The 18738-nt window shown below is 61.7% G+C and carries 13 protein-coding genes; 9 read left to right on the top strand and 4 right to left on the bottom strand.

The features are described 5' to 3' along the window. The first annotated feature begins 326 nt into the window (after window positions 1-326). The 9 genes from B9A13_RS02485 to rpoD all read left to right on the top strand — a co-directional run bounded on the left by B9A13_RS02485 (window position 327) and on the right by rpoD (window position 14802). Window positions 327-3671 carry a PD-(D/E)XK nuclease family protein gene (locus tag B9A13_RS02485; protein ID WP_084233436.1) on the top strand — a complete coding sequence of 1115 codons (3345 nt, stop codon included), beginning with the start codon at window positions 327-329 and terminating at the stop codon, window positions 3669-3671. Next, window positions 3668-7321 (top strand): helicase-exonuclease AddAB subunit AddA, encoded by a 3654-nt coding sequence (gene addA / locus B9A13_RS02480; RefSeq protein WP_084233435.1) that lies wholly within the window; start codon window positions 3668-3670, stop codon window positions 7319-7321. The genes B9A13_RS02485 and addA overlap by 4 nt, the downstream gene beginning before the upstream one ends. Before the next feature lie 213 nt (window positions 7322-7534). Next, window positions 7535-7738 carry a 50S ribosomal protein L31 gene (gene rpmE, locus B9A13_RS02475; protein WP_084233434.1) on the top strand — a complete coding sequence of 68 codons (204 nt, stop codon included), beginning with the start codon at window positions 7535-7537 and terminating at the stop codon, window positions 7736-7738. Window positions 7739-7951: 213 nt separating this feature from the next. After that, a complete protein-coding gene (locus tag B9A13_RS02470; protein WP_084233433.1) occupies window positions 7952-8470 on the top strand; it encodes a flavin reductase family protein in 519 nt (172 codons plus the stop codon). A gap of 77 nt (window positions 8471-8547) precedes the next feature. Continuing rightward, complete coding sequence (gene hflX, locus B9A13_RS02465) at window positions 8548-9825, top strand: GTPase HflX (protein ID WP_084233432.1); 1278 nt, start codon at window positions 8548-8550, stop codon at window positions 9823-9825. Between the two features lie 21 nt (window positions 9826-9846). Further along, window positions 9847-10497, top strand: coding sequence for an IMPACT family protein (locus B9A13_RS02460; protein ID WP_084233431.1), 651 nt, complete (start codon window positions 9847-9849; stop codon window positions 10495-10497). 272 nt (window positions 10498-10769) lie between these two features. After that, window positions 10770-11774 (top strand): deoxyguanosinetriphosphate triphosphohydrolase, encoded by a 1005-nt coding sequence (locus tag B9A13_RS02455; protein ID WP_084233430.1) that lies wholly within the window; start codon window positions 10770-10772, stop codon window positions 11772-11774. 129 nt (window positions 11775-11903) lie between these two features. Next, entirely contained in the window at window positions 11904-13655 is a 1752-nt protein-coding gene (dnaG, locus tag B9A13_RS02450) for a DNA primase (RefSeq protein WP_084233429.1), read from the top strand. Window positions 13656-13659: 4 nt separating this feature from the next. After that, window positions 13660-14802, top strand: coding sequence for an RNA polymerase sigma factor RpoD (rpoD, locus tag B9A13_RS02445; protein ID WP_084233556.1), 1143 nt, complete (start codon window positions 13660-13662; stop codon window positions 14800-14802). 344 nt (window positions 14803-15146) lie between these two features. Here rpoD and B9A13_RS02440 read toward each other — a convergent pair whose 3' ends face one another. The 4 genes from B9A13_RS02440 to B9A13_RS14540 all read right to left on the bottom strand — a co-directional run bounded on the left by B9A13_RS02440 (window position 15147) and on the right by B9A13_RS14540 (window position 18663). Beyond that, window positions 15147-16244 (bottom strand): hypothetical protein, encoded by a 1098-nt coding sequence (locus B9A13_RS02440; RefSeq protein WP_084233428.1) that lies wholly within the window; start codon window positions 16242-16244, stop codon window positions 15147-15149. Window positions 16245-16645: 401 nt separating this feature from the next. Beyond that, entirely contained in the window at window positions 16646-16861 is a 216-nt protein-coding gene (locus tag B9A13_RS02435) for a hypothetical protein (protein ID WP_084233427.1), read from the bottom strand. Window positions 16862-16918: 57 nt separating this feature from the next. Continuing rightward, window positions 16919-18103 carry a nucleoside recognition domain-containing protein gene (locus tag B9A13_RS02430; protein WP_242942754.1) on the bottom strand — a complete coding sequence of 395 codons (1185 nt, stop codon included), beginning with the start codon at window positions 18101-18103 and terminating at the stop codon, window positions 16919-16921. Window positions 18104-18192: 89 nt separating this feature from the next. After that, window positions 18193-18663 carry a methylated-DNA--[protein]-cysteine S-methyltransferase gene (locus B9A13_RS14540; protein WP_278308990.1) on the bottom strand — a complete coding sequence of 157 codons (471 nt, stop codon included), beginning with the start codon at window positions 18661-18663 and terminating at the stop codon, window positions 18193-18195. Between the last annotated feature and the right edge of the window lie 75 nt (window positions 18664-18738).

Below are 18738 nucleotides of genomic sequence, written 5' to 3'. Positions count from 1 at the left end.
GCCCGGTGGCAAGAAGTCTGTTTTTCAGCTCGCAATCGGGGCACTCCGGATTTTAGCCGGTGGGGCTCATTGAATCTGCAAAAATGTACCTTGTGCGGCGTTTGAGAAGATCCATTTTTTTCGGGCTACCCAGCTTATGAAATATGCGAGGATTTCAGTGCTTCCATTTATATTTTTGTGTTATCTTTACCGATATAGCTGCCCGACTAAACTTTTAGTAATTTTGGTTATGAAGGAAGCATTTTCTCCCGCCTGCCGTTTCGGCATTTCGTGACGGCGTATTCCTGTGATATAATAAACGATGTGCACAGAAAGGGGGAAGGGACATGCTTCGGATTCTGACGGGGCGGGCGGGAGACGGAAAAACCGAAACCGTGCTGAGAGAAATCTGCGCCCTTGCCGACGCCGGCAAGGAGGGGAGCATTCTCCTGGTTCCGGAGCAGTATTCCCACGAATATGAGCGGCGGCTGGTCCGGGCGGGGGGAAACCGCATTTCCCTCTTTGCGGAGGTGCTGAGCTTCACGAGGCTTTCCAACCGCGTATTCGCCGCGGCGGGGGGGCTCGCCGAGCCCTACCTGGACGACGGGGGACGGCTTCTCGTGATGAGCGGGGCTCTGGAGGCGGTCTCTTCCCGGCTGAAGGTCTATTCCCGCCCCTCGCGAAAGGCGGAATTTTTAAATGGTCTTATCGCCACGGCGGACGAACTCAAGGCTTACGGCGTCTCCCCCGAGGCCCTGGAGAGGGCGGCGGAGGCGGCGGGGGGGAACCTGGGGGACAAGCTGCGGGATCTGAGCCTTCTATACGCCACATACGGGGCCATGACCGCCCGGGGCGCGGCTGATCCCCGGGACAGGCTGACAAAGCTGGCAGACTGCCTGGAGGAGTATGGCTTTGCCGAGGGGCGGCATATTTTTATCGACGGGTTCACGGATTTTACTCCCCAGGAGGAGCGGGTGCTCTCACGGCTTCTGGAGCAGGCGGAGGAAGTTACGCTAACGCTGGTCTGGGACGGGCTGAAGAATACGACCGGCGAAGAAGAAGCGGTCTTCGCCCAGAGCAGGCGGGCGGCGGCGCGGCTCATGGCTATGGCGGCGCGTCGGGGGATCGAGGCCCGCTTTGTGCATCCGCAGGGGGAGAAACGGGAGCGGGACGCGGCGCTGCGCCACCTGGAGAGGCATTTTTTCTCGGACGGGGCGGTATTTCCCGAAGACGCCGGTTCCGTTTCCATTTTTGAGGCAAACACCGCCTTTTCCGAGGCGGAGTATGCGGCGGCGAAAATCCTGGAGCTTACACGCAAATCGGGATACCGGTACCGGGACATCGCGGTATGCGCCCGGAGTTTCGGGGACTACACGGGAATCGTGGAAAACGTATTCGAGCAGTACGGCGTGCCGGTTTACTTAAGCGAAAAGAGCGATATCCTGCAAAAACCCGTCTTCACCCTGATCCTCTCGGCCCTGGAAACCATCCGGAGCGGCTACCGGCACGAGGAGCTGTTCCGGTATCTGAAGACGGGGCTCACGGACCTTACTCCGGAGGAGTGCGACACGCTGGAAAACTACGTCCTCAAGTGGGACCTCAAAGGAGGGCAGTGGACGGGGGCGAGCGACTGGACCCTGCATCCCGACGGCTACGGGAAGCCCTTCGGGGACAAGGAGCTGGAGAGGCTTCAGGAGCTCAACCGGATCCGGGAAAAGGTGAGAGGCCCGCTGCGGGACCTGGCGCAGCGCTCGGGGGATGCCCGGACGGCCGGAGGCCAGGCGGAGGCACTGTACGGTTTCCTGGAGGGGATCGGCCTGGCGGAACGACTAAAGGAAAAGACCGAGGCTTTTTACGCCGGGGGACAAAAGCAGCTGGCGGAGGAATACGGGCAGCTCTGGGACATCCTGTGCGGCGCTCTGGACCAGTGCGTTTCCCTGCTGGGGGACAGCCCCATGGAACCGGAGGAGTTTTCCCGCCTTCTTCGGCTGCTCCTGTCCCAGTACCAGGTGGGCACCATCCCGGTTTCTCTGGACAGGGTTGCCGCGGGAGACATCACACGGATGGCCAGGCGGGACGTAAAGTGCCTCATTCTCCTGGGGGCGGGGGACGGCATGCTGCCCCTCACCACCGAGGCGGCGGGGGTGCTGACGGACGAGGACAGGAAGACCCTGTCCCGGCTGGGACTCACCCTGGCGCCCACCGCGGGGGAGCGGCTCCAGAGAGAGCTCTTCATCCTGTACACGGCGCTTTCCCTGCCCTCGGAACGGCTGTATATCAGCTATCCCGCCGAGAGCGCGGGAGGGGAGATCCTGCGGCCGTCCTTCGCAGTTGGGCGGCTCCGGGTCATGCTCCCGGGCGCCGGTTTTCTCCGGGAACGGGAGGGAGACGGAAGCTTCCGCACCGGAGCGGCGGCGCCATGCCTCAACTATTTCGCGGCGGACCCGGAACGGCGCGGAGCGCTGGAGAGCCTCGGGGACCTGCCGGGCATCCGGGACGGAATCGCGGCCGTGTGCGGAGCGGCGGCTTTTACCCGGGGGAGGCTATCTCCTTTCGCCGTGAGCGCCCTGTACGGGCGGCGGGTGCGGATGTCCGCCTCCCGGGCGGACCGGTTCCAGTCCTGCCGCTTTGCGTATTTTCTGCAGTACGGCCTTAAGGCCGAGGCAAGGAGCCCCGCGGGATTCGAGGCGCCGGAGGCGGGGAGCTTCGTGCATTACGTTCTCCAGCAGGTGATTGAGGAAGCGCAGCGGAGCGGGGGATTCGGCGGGCTCTCCCCGGAAAGGCTCCGGGAGCTCTCCGCCCGGGCGGCGGACCGGTACACCCGGGAGGTTCTGGGTTCCCTGGAGGACAAGGACGCCCGGTTCCGCTATCTTTACAGCCGGATGCACCAGACGGTGGACACGGTGGTGGAGAACGTGGCGGAGGAGCTGCGAGAATCGGAATTCACCCCTTTGGGGTTTGAAATCTCCTTCGGGGAGGGCGGAACCCTCCCCCCCATCGAGCTTACCCAGGACGGGATCACCCTCAGCATCAGCGGAGCGGTGGACCGGGCGGACGGCTGGGAGGGGGAGGATGGGAAGCTCTATCTCCGGGTGGTGGACTACAAGACGGGGCGGAAGGCGCTGGACTATACCGAGGTATTCAACGGACTGGGAGTGCAGCTGTTTTTATATCTTTTCGCCCTGGAGCGGGGCGGAAAGGAGCTCTTCGGCAAAGAGGTGGTCCCCGCGGGGGCCTTCTACCTTCCCGCCCGGGACGTGATCCTCCGGGAGGAGGAGCGGGACGGGGAGGAGCTTTCCAAAAAGCGGGACAAGGCTCTTACCAGGAGCGGAATCCTGCTGAACGACCCCAACGTGCTGGAAGCTATGGAGCGGGGAGCGGCATCGGGGACGACCCGGTTTCTCCCCGTGCGGAAGGGGGCGCCGGAGGGGAGCCTCGCCGGACGGGAGGGCTTTGTCTTCCTGCGGCGGCACGTGGAAAAACTGATGCGGGATATCGCCAAAGAGCTGGGGCGGGGGGCCATCCAGGCAGACCCTTATACCCGGGGGCCCCGGCGGTGCGCCTGCGACTTCTGCGAATACAAGGAAGCCTGCTGGTTTGACGAGGGGGCGGGGGAGGACAGGAAACGCTACCTGCGGAAGATAAGCCAGGAGGAATTCTGGACCATACTGGGGAAGGAGGAGGAGCCATGAGGGAGTTTCGCCCCACGCCGGAGCAGCTGGCGGCGGCGGAGGACCGCGGCGGCGGGCTGCTGGTTTCCGCGGCGGCGGGCTCGGGGAAGACCCGGGTCCTCATCGAGCGCCTCTTCCGCTGGCTCACCGATCCGGAAGACCCCCGGGATATCGACGAATTTCTGGTGATCACCTATACCAATGCGGCGGCGGCGGAGCTCCGGGGCAGAATCGCCGACGAGCTGACGGCGCGGCTGGCCCTGGACCCGGGGAACCGGCATCTTCAGCGGCAGCGCCTCCTGCTGTACAAGGCGGAGATCGGGACGGTGCACCATTTCTGCGCCTCTCTTCTCCGGGAGTTTTCCCATGTGCTGGACCTGTCTCCCGATTTCCGGGTGGCGGACGAGGCCGAGGCGGTTATCCTGCGGCAGAAGGTGCTCACCGAAGTGATCCGCGCCCGTTACGAGGAAATGGAGCCGGGCTTCGCCCTGCTGGCGGACACCATGGCGGCGGGACGGGACGACAGGCGGCTGTTTGAAATCGTCTCGGACCTTTACGGGAAGCTGCAAAGCCATCCGTATCCCGGACGGTGGCTTTCCGAATGCCTGGCGGAGTTTCGGGTGGAGGGCTTCTCCGACGCGGGGGAGAGCCCCTGGGGGCGGATAATCCTGGAACGGGCGGCGAGGCAGACTTCGTCCTGGGCGCGGGAGATCCGCGGGGCCATCCGGCTCATGGCGGGGTATCCGCCTCTTGAAAAAAACTACGGTCCCTGTTTCGGAGACATCGAGGGCCAGCTGGAAAGACTCGGTTCCTCCGCCTCTTTGGGGTGGGACGCGTTCCGGGACGGAACGCGGATTGATTTCGGAAGACTGGGGGCGGTACGAGGCTTTGAGGACAAAGAGCTCCAGGAGCGGATCAAGGGGATCCGGGACCGGTGCAAAAAGCGGATACAAAAGCTCCAGAAGACCTTCTCCGACGACAGCCGTCAGCTCTTCGAGGACATGGAAGCGGTGCGGCCCGCGGTAGAGGCGCTGTTCTCCCTGACGGAGGAGTTTGAGGCGGCCTACGCCAGGGAAAAACGGGCGCGGGGGCTTGCCGATTTTTCCGACCTGGAGCATCTGGCGGTGCGCCTGCTCACCGAGGCGGAAACCGGGGCGCCCAGCGCTTTGGCGGGGGAGATCTCCCGGCGGTACCGGGAGATCATGGTGGACGAGTATCAGGACACCAACCAGGTGCAGAACCTGATTTTCTCCGCCGTGTCCCGGAGGGAGGAAAACCTCTTTCTGGTGGGAGACGTGAAGCAGTCTATCTACCGCTTTCGGCTGGCGGACCCGTCCATATTCCTGAAAAAATACAGGGAGTTCAGGCCACGGGGGGAGTCGGAACCGGGGGAGCCCCGGAAGATCCTGCTGTCGAGAAATTTCCGTTCCCGGGAGGGGATCCTGGCGGCGGCCAACTTTCTCTTCCAAAACATTTTTTCCACCGAGTTCGGCGAGATGGAATACGGCCCGGAGGAGTGCCTCTATCCCGGGGCGGAGTATCCGGAGAGCAGGGAAGCGGCGCTGGAGCTGGACGTGCTGGACATGAGCACTCTGGATAAAGACGCGGAGGAGGAGAGTCCCCTCAAGGCGGAGCTGGAGGCGGACTTTGTGGCGGGGAAAATAAGGGAGCTGCTGGACCGGCCGTTTCAGGTGTTCGATCCCGGGACGGGCGGGACACGGCCGGTGACTCAGGAGGACATCGTGATCCTTATGCGCTCGCCCTCGGACAAAAGATCGATCTTCGCCAGATCTCTGGCGGAGCGGGGGATTTCTGTCCACGGATCAGGGGAGAGCCGGTTTTTTGAATCCGCGGAGATTTCCGTCATCCTGGCACTGCTCACCATCCTGGACAATCCCCGGCAGGATATTCCCCTGATTTCCGTTTTGCGGTCCCCGGTTTTCGGTTTTTCTCCGGACCGGCTGGCGGAGATCCGGGGAGAACACCCGGAGGGGGACTTTTACGAGGCAATCTGCACCTCGGAAGCAGAGGACTGCAGAGAGTTTCTTGGGACGCTATCCCGGCTGCGGCTTACGGCGGCGGATATGAGCGCCGACCGGCTGATCTGGCATCTGTACAACGAGCTGGGATTTCTGAGTATCTTCGGGGCCATGCCGGGGGGCGCGAGGCGGCAGAAAAACCTCGTCGCCTTCTGCGAGCACGCGCGGCGGTTTGAAAGCCAGGGATATCAGGGCCTGTTCCGGTTCGTAAGCCAGATCCGGCGGCTTCGGGAGAACGGGGAGGAGCTTTTCTGCGCCGGAGCCTCGGAGGAGAGCGGGGGCGTGTCCATCCTGAGCATCCACAAATCCAAGGGGCTTGAATTCCCGGTGGTGATCCTGGCGGACACGGCCAAGCAGTTCAACCGGGAGGACATGAAAAAGCCCGTGCTGGTCCACGCACAGCTGGGAGTGGGCCCCCGGAGGCTGGACCTTACGAACATGACGGAATATTCCACCCTGGCCAGACGCGCGGTGGAGCTGAAGCTTACCGAGGAAATGCTGGCGGAGGAGCTGCGGGTCCTTTATGTGGCTCTTACCCGGGCGAAGGAGAAGCTCATCGTCACCATGACGCTGCGGGACGCTCCCGGGACGATCCGGCGGCTTCTTCCGTCGGCGGGACGGCCTGTGGATCCCCAGGTCTTATCGGAGTGCGCCTCCATGGCGGAATGGATCCTCCTGCCCGCCCTCACGAGGCCCGAAGGCGCCATCCTGCGGGAGGCGGCGGGCATGGAAGGGCGGCCGGAGACGGGTGAAGGCGACGGCCCGGCCTGGGACATCCGCCTGGAGGGCTGCCGGAAGGCGGAGAAGGCACAGCGCGCAGCCGAAGCCGAGTCCGCGGCTCAGGAGGAGAAAGGGGTCCGGGAGGAGCAGCTTCGGGAGATCCGGGAAAAGCTCTCTTTCGTCTATCCCCATGGAGCCGAAACCCAGCTTCCCTCCAAGCTGACGGCGACCCAGCTCAAGGGGCGCTTCGGCGATTTGGAAGCGGAGGAGAACGCCCCGAGGCAAAGGCGGTTTTTATTCGACCGGCCGCGCTTTGTGACGCAGCGGCAGGGGCTCACCTCGGCCGAGCGGGGCACCGCCCTACACCTGGTGATGCAGCATATCGATTTCGCCCACGCCGGGAGCGCCGGGGAGGTGCGGGCGGAGATCGCCCGGATGACGGAGCGGAAGCTTCTGACCCCGGAGCAGGCGGAGGCGGCGGACCCCGAGGCGGTGGCTGCCTTTTTCCACGCTGACTTGGGAAGACGGGTGCTGGCGGCCGGGCGGCTGCTGCGGGAGTTTAAATTTTCGGTTCTTCTGCCTGCGGAGGAGTTTTACCCCGGGGCGGGGGACGGGGAAATCCTACTTCAGGGCGTGGCCGACCTTTGCATTCTGGAGGAGGACGGCTTCACGGTGGTGGATTTCAAGACCGACAGGGTCCGGAAGGGCGCCGAGGCGGAACGGGCGGAAGCTTACCGGGGACAGCTGTGCGCATACGGGCGGGCGCTTTCCGAGGTGACGGGTCTGCCGGCGAAAAAACTCATGCTCTACTTCTTCGCCACGGGACGCGCCCTGGAGATGGAAAACCCCGGCGAATGCGGAGGAAAACCGAAGGGCGCGGGGCCGGGTGCCTGCAGTGACGGAAAAATGTAATACAAATTCCCCTAAAAGGTAAATTTGCATTCAGCTTCTATTTTAGGCTTTCGGCACAAAAACGTTCACATGGCCATTCATCTATTCTCCGATTTTATCGAAGAATAGATGAAAAAAAGATTGCATTTTTTCGCGGCATATGTTAGTATAAACGTTGCGCTGGTCCGGGGACCGGCAAAGAAGGTTTTCTGTCGGAGAAAGAGGTGAACCCAAATGAAGGAAGGAATTCATCCGAAGTACGCACAGACCACGATTCGGTGCGCTTGCGGTGAAGTAATCGAGACCGGTTCCACCAAGAAGGATATCAAGGTGGAGGTTTGCTCCAAATGTCATCCCTTTTTTACCGGCAAACAAAAGCTGGTGGACAGCGGCGGACGTGTCACCCGTTTCAACAAGAAATTCGGGTTCGACAAGTAGCAGAAAACCATCCGTGTCGTACTTGACGCCTGCGCCTTTCCGGCGCAGGCGTTTTTTCCTCTTTTCTCAGGGCGCGCCGGAGAAAAGAGGAGGCGCGCCGCCGTATTCCCGGTATACCGGGCGCGCCGCGGCGATAGAATACTCATTAGGGGCGCGGAGGACCGTTCAAGAGGCGGTCCCGGTCCCGCCGAACATTCAACGGGAGGTTCAGCCATGGCGTTTGAACGAATCGACGTAAAACAGCTGGATGAAAATGTGTTCCGAAGAATCGGGGACGAATGGATGCTCATCACGGCGGGGAGCCGGGAGGGCTTCAACACCATGACCGCGAGCTGGGGAGCCCTGGGGGTTCTGTGGAACCGGCCGACGGCCACCATCTACGTGCGGCCCCAGCGCTACACGCGGGAGTTTCTGGAGGCTTCCGACGGCTTCACACTCTCCTTTTTCCCCAAGGGATACCGAAAAGCCCTGGCCCTCTGCGGGGCCAAAAGCGGTCGGGATACCGACAAGGTGCAGGTGGCGGGGCTGACCCCGGTTTTCTCGGAGGAGGGCCGGGTATTCTTTGCCGAGGCGGAGCTGGTGCTTCTTTGCAGAAAGCTCTATTTTCAGGACCTGGAGCCGGCGCATTTCCTGGATCCCGCCATAGCGGAGTTTTATGCCGAAAGGGATTATCACCGTATGTACGTGGGGGAGATTACGGGAGCACTGGGTCACAATCCGGAGGTCCGGTAAGCGACCCGGCGGCCTCCGGGGTACGGCAGGGAGCTGAACGCCTGAGGCCGATGCCAGGAGACGGTTACGGAGGAACGATGGACACCATAGAGAAAGAGACGAAGATAGAAAAAGCCGTACTGGCGGGACTCTCCTCCCCGCGCCTGGGGGAGGACTCCTCGGACGAGGCCAGCATGGAGGAACTAAAAGCGCTGCTGGAGACCGCGGGAGGCGAGTGCGCCGGAATTGTTCTGCAGAACAGGGAGGCGCCGGACCCCCGCAGCTTTGTGGGGGCGGGAAAGCTGAAGGAGCTCCGGGAGCTTACCGCCGGGGAAGAGGCTTCCCTGGTGGTTTTCGACAACGAGCTCACCCCGTCCCAGCTGCGGGTGCTTGCGGAGGAGACCGGGGTGAGGGTCATCGACCGCAGCGCCCTGATCCTGGACATTTTCGCCCAGCGGGCCCAGACGCGGGAGGGGCGGCTGCAGGTGGAGCTTGCCCAGTACCGGTATCTTCTCCCTCGGCTTACGGGGCTGGGCACTTCCCTGTCCCGGCTGGGGGGCGGCATCGGCACCCGGGGACCCGGGGAGAGCAAGCTGGAAAGCGACCGGCGGCACATCCGAAGGCTCATAGCCAAGCTGGAGGAGGATCTGGAGGACGTACGGCAGAACCGAAACGTCCAGCGGCAGCGCAGGATCAAGAACATGGTCCCGGTGGTTGCCATCGTGGGATACACCAACGCCGGGAAGTCCACGCTTTTAAACGCCCTGACGGGGGCGGGGATCCCCGCCAACAACCGGCTGTTCGACACGCTGGATACCACCACGCGGTCCCTGAGGATCAGCGACACTCTGGAGGTGCTGGTGTCCGACACGGTGGGCTTTATCCGGAAGCTTCCCCACCATCTGGTGAGCGCCTTCAAGGCGACGCTGGAGGAGCTCTCCTACGCGGACCTTCTGCTTCACGTGATCGACGCGTCCAATCCCCGGTGGAGGGAGCAGGCGGCGGTGGTGGAGGGGCTTGTGGCGGAGCTGGGAGCCGCGGGGACGCCCCGGCTGGACGTATTCAACAAGGCCGATCTTTTAAACGGCGACATTTTGCCCCACGGGGAGAACATCGTGTGCATCTCCGCCCTGGATGGGAAGGGAATCGAGGAGCTGAAGACGGCCGTCGGGAGGCTCCTGGATTCGGGGAACCGCCGGGTCCTGTTCCATCTGCCCTATTCCCGGGCGGGACTTTTAGAGCAGCTGCACCGGGAGGCGAAGGTCACCCGGGTGGAGTATGCCCAGGAGTACATCGAGGCGGAAGCGGTCTGCACCGGAAAGACTTTGGGGCAGATGCGGGAATACGCGGTGATCCCGGAGGAACCGGAAGGCTGACGAAAGACGGAGGGGCGGAGGATGGAAGAGTATTTTGTCCCCACGGAGAATGCCGAGACGGAGTTTTCGGAAAAGCGCTCCCGCTTCATAGGGCGGATCCGGAAGGCGGAGACGGAGGAACAGGCAATTGAGCTTCTGCGGGAAATCCGGGCCATGCACCGGGACGCAACCCACAACGTATACGCTTATATCCTCCGGGAAAATGGGATCACGCGCTATTCCGACGACGGAGAACCTCAGGGAACGGCGGGAATGCCGGTTTTGGAGGTGCTGCGGCGGGAGGGCGTATTCGACGTTCTGTGCGTCGTGACCCGGTATTTCGGGGGAACGCTCCTGGGCGCGGGGGGCCTCACCCGGGCTTACGCCCGGTCGGCCAAACTGACCCTGGATCGGGCGGGGATCAGCGTGATGCGCCTGTGGCTCCGGGAGACCATCCGGTGCCCCTATCCTCTCCTGGAGCGGATCCGGCTGGAAATTACCGCCGCGGAGGGGGCCCAAGAGGAGATCCGGTACGGCGCGGAAGTGGAGATCCAGGCCCTTTTGCCTCGGGAGCGGGCGGAGGAATTTCACCGGCGGATATCGGAGATATCGGCGGGACGGGTGATCCCCCGGGAGGAAGACGAGGTATTCCGCCCCGCGCCCTTGCGCGCGGGGACGGACAGCGGCCGATGACCGGGAGTGCGCAGATCTGCCGTGCCCCGGCCGGGTATGCGGAACAGAACCGCCTGCGGGCGGTTTTTCGTTTTACCCGGAGAAAAGCCGGCTGCGAACCGCCCCGTTAGGCCGGGCAGGGATCCGCATCATCCTTTTCTGGATGGATCGATATATTTTGCTTACAAAACGCCTTTACTTTTTTATAAAAAAACGAAAAAAATATAAAGGAAAAACGCAGTCGGACGAGTATATACACTATATCAGCGCCAGGCGGCAAGAAGGTGGTTGCTATGACGGTGAGAGAGCGGATCGAGGAGACGGAGGAGCGCATTCTGGCGCCTTACGCCGCCCGGGCGGCCCTGTCCGCCGGAAGGGCGCGGCCGGAGGAGCCCTGCTCCGTTCGGACGGACTATCAGAGGGATGTGGACCGGATCGTCCACTCCAAAGCGTTCCGGCGGCTCAAGCACAAGACCCAGGTGTTTCTCCAGCCGGAGGGAGACCACTACCGCACCCGCATGACCCACACCCTGGAGGTTTCCCGCATCGCCCGGACCATTGCCAGGGCCCTGCGGCTCAACGAGGATCTGACGGAGGCCGCCTCTCTGGGGCACGATCTGGGGCACACGCCCTTCGGCCACGCGGGAGAACAGGCTCTGGACGAGCTCTGCCCAGGAGGATTCCGGCACAACGAGCAGAGCCTGCGGGTGGTGGAGCTCCTGGAGAACAACGGACAGGGCCTGAATCTCACCTACGAGGTCCGCCGGGGAATCCTCTGCCACACCGGGGACGAGACGGCGGAAACCCTGGAGGGGCAAATCATCCGGTATGCCGACCGGATCGCCTACATCAATCACGACATCGACGACGCCATGCGCGCCGGCATTATTACAAAGGAAGATCTGCCCGGAGAGATCGTCAGGGTACTGGGAGGTTCCCACCGGGAGAGGATCAACACTCTGGTGACGGATCTGATCCGGCAGAGCGCGGAGGGGACCGGGCTGCGGATGACCCCGGAGGTCGCCGCGGCCATGGAAGCTCTGCGGGAGTTCATGTTTGAAAGGGTTTACCGCAATCCCAGAGCGAAAGGCGAGGAAGCCAAGGCCAAGGACGCTCTCAAACGGCTGTTTGATTACTACGTCCGGTATCCGGAGAAGCTTTCCGAGGACTACCGGCTGAGCCTGGAGACCGAGGGCCTGGAGAGGACGGTGTGCGACTACATCGCGGGCATGACGGACACCTACGCCGTCCAGAAATTCAACGACGCCTTCGTGCCTGCCTGGTGGCATGTGAAATAGGGCGGAGGAGCCGGAGGGCGCCGTTTCCGCCCGAAGGGGCCCAATTTGGCCCGAATGTGTATAGGTTCAGCAATATTTGGCAAGTATACAATAGAATTGAAGCGTTTTTGTCCGGAAAGGAGGGGGAAAATGGCGTTTTCAGAGTACTTTCTGGACGAACTGACAAGCCGCAGCGACATCGCCGAGGTAGTCTCCGACTACGTGGCCCTCACCCGGAAGGGCGGAAACCTCTTCGGACTTTGTCCCTTCCACAGCGAAAAGACCCCGTCCTTTTCCGTCTCTCCCGACAAGCAGATTTACTACTGCTTCGGGTGCGGCAAGGGCGGCGGCGTCATTTCGTTCATCATGGAGGCGGAAAACCTCCCATTTCCCGACGCGGTCCGTTTTCTGGCCAAGCGGGCGGGAATGACCGTCCCCGAGCAGGAGGAAAACGACCCCGCCAGCCGCCTCAAGGAGCGGCTTTTGGAACTCAACCGGCAGGCCGCCCGGTTTTATCACGAGATCCTGGGAGCGCCGGGAGGAACGGCCGCGGCGGAATACGCAAAGGGCAGGGGGCTTTCCGGAAAAATCATCACAAACTTCGGACTGGGGGCCGCCCCGGACGCCTGGAGCGGCCTGACGGACGCCATGACGGCAAAGGGGTTCGACAGGGAAGACCTTGTCCGGGCAGGACTGGCGCTGAAGGGCAGGAACGGGACCGTCTACGACCGGTTCCGGAACCGGCTGATGTTTCCCATCATCAACATCCGGGGCGAGGTAATCGGCTTCGGCGGGCGGGTGCTGGACGCGTCCCAGCCCAAATACCTCAATTCGCCGGACACCCCGGTATTCAACAAGAGCAAGAACCTCTTCGCCCTGCACGCGGCGAAGAAATCCAAGCAGGGGCGTCTGATCCTCACGGAGGGGTATATGGATACCCTGGCGCTCCACCAGGCGGGGTTCGACTGCGCGGTGGCCTCTCTGGGCACGGCGCTGACCCAGGACCACGCGAGGCTGATGGCCCATTACACCCGTGAAGTGATCATCGCCTACGACGGCGACCAGGCGGGACTCGCCGCTTCCCAGCGGGCCATCGACATACTGGGCAAGACGGGGCTTTCCGTGAAGGTCCTGCGGATGCAGGGGGCGAAGGACCCGGACGAATATATCCGGAAATTCGGGAAGGACGCCTTTCAGAACCTTCTGGACCGCTCGGAAAACCACATCGAATACCGCCTTATACAGCTGAGGACGAAATATAACCTGGAACTGGACGAGGAAAAGCTCCAGTACCTCCAGGAGGCGGCCCGGATTATTGCCGGCCTCGACAGCCCCGTGGAGCGGGAAATTTACGGCGCCAGGGCAGCGGAAACGGCAAAGGTATCCTCCCAGGCCCTGCAGATGGAAATCCAGCGGGAGCGGAAAAGGCGGGCGGCCAGGGAAACCAGACAGCAGACCCGGAAGGAAATGGCCCCCGCGGCCAAGTTCCAGCCTAAAGAGCGGGGGATCCGATACGAAAACGTCCGCTCGGCCGCGGCGGAGGAAGGCGTGGTGCGGCTTATATCCCTGGAACCCTCCCTTTACCGGGAAGAGACGGGGCTTTCGGCGGAGCACTTTTCCTCACCGCTTCTGGGAAAGGCCTTCGAGGAGCTGCGCAGGCGGTACCTGGAGGGAAAAAGCACGCTGATTTCAGGACTCGCGGGGAGCTTCACGCCGGAGGAGACGGCACACCTGACGGCCATCATGCAGAAACCGGAAGCTCTCTCCAACGGCGGGCGCGCCATGGAGGATTACATAGATATCATACTGACGGAATACACCAAGCGGCAGGCCGGAGAGAACAGCGACCCTCTTCTGGCCGCGCGTGAAAAATACAGAGAGAAAAAGGGCTATGGAGGATAAGGATATGGAGGAAAACAAGGCTGCCGCTCTTTCGGTGAGCGAGCCCGCCAGCGCGGGAGACAAGCTCAACGAACTGATCGAAAAAGGCAAGAAGAAAGGAAAACTCAGCTCCAACGAGCTGATGGAGGTCCTGGAGGACATGGACCTGGAGTCCGATCAGCTGGACAAGATATATGACACCCTGGAGAACCTGGGGATCGAGACCATCGGGGATGATTATCTGTCGGAGCTGCCGGACGAAGTGGCCCCCACCATAGACGAGCTGGAGGAGATCCCCGAGGAGGAGATCATCGACCCGGCAACGCTGGTGGACAATTTCAGCATCGACGACCCGGTGCGGATGTACCTCAAGGAGATCGGCAAGGTAAACCTGCTGTCCCCCGAGGAGGAAATCGTGCTGGCCCAGAGGATGGCCGAGGGAGACGAGGAGGCCAAGCAGTGCCTGGCCGAGGCCAATCTCCGGCTGGTGGTGAGCATCGCCAAGCGGTATGTGGGGCGGGGGATGCTCTTTCTGGACCTCATCCAGGAGGGAAACCTGGGGCTCATCAAGGCGGTGGAAAAATTCGACTACACCAAGGGGTATAAGTTTTCCACCTATGCCACCTGGTGGATCCGGCAGGCCATCACACGGGCCATCGCCGACCAGGCGAGGACCATCCGGATCCCGGTGCACATGGTGGAGACCATCAACAAGGTGATCCGGGTTTCCCGGCAGCTTCTCCAGGAACTGGGGCACGACCCCTCTCCCGAGGAGATCGCCGAGGAGATGGGAATGCCGGTGGACAAGGTGCGGGAGATCCTGAAAATCGCCCAGGAGCCGGTCTCATTGGAGACCCCCATCGGCGAGGAGGAAGACAGCCATCTGGGAGACTTCATTCCGGACGAGGACGCCTCCGAACCCTCGGAAGCGGCTTCCTTTACCCTGCTCAAGGAGCAGCTGGTGGATGTGCTGGGAACTTTGACCCCCCGGGAGGAAAAGGTGCTCAAGCTCCGCTTCGGCATCGAGGACGGGCGGACCCGGACCCTGGAAGAGGTGGGTAAGGAGTTCAACGTCACCCGGGAACGTATCCGTCAGATCGAGGCCAAGGCGCTCAGAAAGCTCCGCCACCCCAGCCGGAGCAAGAAACTGAAGGATTTTCTCAACTGAATCGCAGAAAACGAGCGGGCGCGGCAACTGCCGCGCCCGCTGGAATTTATCGAAAAAGGCATTCGCCTTTTTCGATAAAAGGGCCTGCAGTCTGCCGCGCGCCTCGCTGTCCGCCGCAAGCGGACGGTTTGACGCTTGCAGCCTGAAAAGTATATTCGGGCACGTACACGCCGCGCCCGAATATAATCTGATTTTATTTCGCCGCTCCGGCGGCGAAACTCTGCGAGGCTTTTTCGACAGCTTGGAGCGGGCGCGGCAGTTGCCGCGCCCGCAGTTTATTTATGAAAGTAGTATGGATTTTTTTAAACGGGTTCGGACACCGGCCGCAGCCGCGGCAGGACGGCTCAAATATCCGATTTGCGGGCGTTCCATTTTTCCAGCAGCCGGTTCCCCTCTCCCTCGGCCAGAAGGAGCACCCCGTCCAAATCCACATGGGGAGCATAGAGAGCTTCCAGTTCTCCGGCGGCCGACCTAGCCTGATTCAGGTGCTGTACGCCTTCCTCCATGAGAGCGGCGAGGATTTTTTTGGAGAAACGAAGACGGGTACGGCTGCGGCGCAGCTCGGCGCTGCCGGGCACCGCGTCCAGACGGATCCGGCGATAGGCTTTGCCGGGGTAGGGCATACCGGCGGAGGAGGTTACAAAGGCGAGAGACAGGGAAGGAATGAGAAGGTGACACAATCGGCCCGGATCCAGGGGAGAAGGACAGGCAATCACATCTCTGCCGGCGGCCAGGGCCTCGGTGCGCAGGACCTGAAGCAGGCAGTCGGAGAGACCGTAGTTGTCCACGAGCTCGTATACGTTTTCGCAGAGAGCGGCTACGGTATCGAACCGGCGAAGCTGGTCGGAGGCGGTAACGGCATCCAGATATCTCATTTTGCCCGTTCCCGTTTTTCCGGGGACACGCCTGAATTCCCGGGCGGCGATACCCCGGGCGCGCTTTGCGATGCGCAATGCCGTCTCTTCGGAAAGCACCTGGCCGAGGATATCCTCGGAGACGCTCCTCGCCGCCGAAAAATAACGCGCCGCTCTTCCAAAAAGAGATTTGAAGGAGACGGTGAGCGTCAGGATTTTTTTCCGTTTTTCCCTGAGGGGCGCGAGATCATAAAACTGGTCCAGGCTGATTTCATGCTCCACCGCTCCGGGACAGGAGGATTCCATGCAGGCAGAACCTGCGGCAACGGCGGAGCGCAGCTCCGGAAAGATCACGGCACCCAGTTCTTCAGGGAAGCCGGAGGTATGCAGGTATTCCACCGAGGCGCCGCTTTCAGAAAGCTTTTCGGCGATCCGGGAGAGAAACAGCGTTTTTCCGGAACCGGGGCCGCCCCGGACGAGGAGGATATCCTCCGCCTCGGACAGTGGGATCAGCGATTCACTGCAAGCGGGAGCGCCCGGGGGAGAGCAGGCTCCCTGATAAAAATGGACGGACGCGGCGTTTGACATGGAAAACCCTCCAAAACCGTTATAATACCGATTCCCCCTTGAAAAAGAGACGGGATCTCCTTTTCAGGCGCGCCGATCGGCAGGCGCGCAAACGCACAACGTCAGCGTGAAATCGGCATTGTACTGCAATTGGCCGGTTCCCGGCCGGCACGCCGCCGTTTGGCAGAGCGTTATTGGTGCGGATGTTTCCGCACGCCGGAACGGGAGGCGCATAAAGCCTTGCATCAACAATGTATGCCGCCGGACCGGTTTTGGAGATTGTCTCAGCTCTGTCGGAACCCGTGTTTTTCAACAGGGGCGGCCAGGGTGCGAGTCTTGCCTCAAGACAGAAAGGGAGCCGAAACAAACTGCCGGCGGCAATTTGTTTCGGCTCCCTTATGTACAGGTTAAAGAAAATCCCGTTAATCAGACAGAGAGAAATCCTCGCTGTCCAAAGATCCGAGCTCCAGCTTGGGAGGCTGGGGGGGGACGCGCTTGAGAGGTTCATAACGGAACGCGGAGCAGTGATAATCGGGCGTCACGATCCCCCGCTTGATACACAGGATCTCCCCCTCGTTTAACCGGGTGCCGCGGGCGCAGTAAGCACAGTACGGCTCGATCTCTTTTCTAAACAGCATGACTGGCACCTCCCGGGCAAACGGATCGGTACGGCGGGAAACCATTGCCCGTTCCTATTATACAATGCCGCGCCTGCTTTTTCTACAATTTTTTTGCAGCACCAGGGCGGAGATCAGGATAAAAGCAGCCCAGACGGCCCAGGCCACCAGAACGGACAGGAACAGGGCGCTGCCAAACTGCATTTCGGCGAGGCCATCCACCTCTTCCGTGAGGTAGGAGACGACCGGGGCGGTGAAGTCCAGCACCCGGGAAATGGCCCAGATGAACAGGGCGGAGAGGACCCCATGGAGGATTTTGCCGCCGATGTAGGTACGCATGGAAAGTCCGCTGTCTCCGATAAAGGAGAGGACCTGACAGTGTACCGACACCCCGGCCCACCCCAGCATGAAGGCAGCCATGGACAGCCTGCCGGCCTCGTTTCCCACCACGCCGTTGAGAGTCCACACGCCGGAGGAGATTTCAATGATGCCGGTGAGAAAGCGCTTCGCCCATTCCGCGTCAAACCCCAGGGGGGAGAAGAGGACTCCCAGAATGACGGCGACGCCGGAGAGAATGCCGGAGAGAAAGAGAAGGCGGATCACCACAAGGAAAAAGACCACGAAAGCGCAGATATTCAAAGTGGAGCGAAAAGAACTGGTGATGGACGAGGTGAAAGCGGCGGGGAAGCGTGTCGTCTGAAAATTCAGAGAGGAGCTCCCCTGCCCCGCGGGAGAATCCCACCGGTAAAACCGGAAGAGAATCCCGATGCATACGGAGGCCGCCACGTGAGCAAAGTACAATAAAAGCCCCATCCGGCTGCTGGAAAAAATCCCGGCGCCCACCACGCCCAGAATGAAGGCGGGGCCGGAATTGTTGCAGAAGCCCAGAAGCCGCTCGGCCTCCGCCTTGCTGCACATTTTTTTTTCGTAGAGCAAAATAGCGGTCCTGGCGCCCACGGGATATCCTCCGATGATGCCCAGCACAAAGGCGGAGGCACAGGCCCCCCCCACGTTGAAAAGAGGGCGCATCACATGCTCCGCCGCGCGGCCCAGGTACCGGGCCAGTCCCAGCTCGATTACGAGGCCAGAGAGTACGAAAAAGGGAAACAGGGAGGGTATGATGACGTTGTAGCAAAGGGACAGGCCGTCCTTGGCCGCCTGCATGGACTCCGAAGGGAAGACCAGAAGTCCCAGCATGCAGCTTGCGATGACAATTCCCGCGGCCCATTGGGAGGACAGCCGCCCCCACAGGAACTTCGTCATGGGAAACACCTCCAGGAAACTATATGCTGCCCGGAGGGCTTTCATGTGAAGGGGACAGTCCCCGGAGCGGAAAAGAGGAAGGAACCTTCTCAGTCGGGAAAACGGTATCCTTCCAGTTCCAGAAGGACGCGCTTGAGTTCCAGCCCGCCGCCGAATCCCACCAGCGATCCAGCCGACCCGATGACGCGGTGACAGGGGATGAAAAGGGGGATGGGATTGCGCCTGCAGGCCAGGCCCACCGCCCGGGAGGCCCCGGGGGACCCGGCGCGCCGGGCGATCTCCCCGTAGGTGGCTGTCTCCCCGTAGGGGATGCCGACCAGCAGAGACCAGACCCTCTCCATGAAAGGGGTGCCCCGGGGAGTCAGAGGAAGGGTAAAGGATTTCCGCTCCCCCTGCAGATAGGCTTCCAGCTGGCTTGCCGCTTCCTGAAGCAGGGGAGTTTCCTCCCGGGCAAAGCCACGGGGCAGAGCTTCATTTGGCAGATAGACCCTCAGGATACCCTCGGGCCCGTCCTGGATCGAGACGGCACCAATCCGGGTATCGTATGTATTGAACCCCACTGTCGGTCTCCTTTCACAATGCGCAGGTATCCAAACGGTTTTCATTTTCTTTATTATATATGATCCGATGGGGGT

The sequence above is a fragment of the Papillibacter cinnamivorans DSM 12816 genome, from assembly GCF_900176335.1.
Lineage (GTDB): Bacteria > Bacillota > Clostridia > Oscillospirales > Oscillospiraceae > Papillibacter > Papillibacter cinnamivorans.
This window is presented reverse-complemented; position numbering and strand designations above follow the sequence as displayed.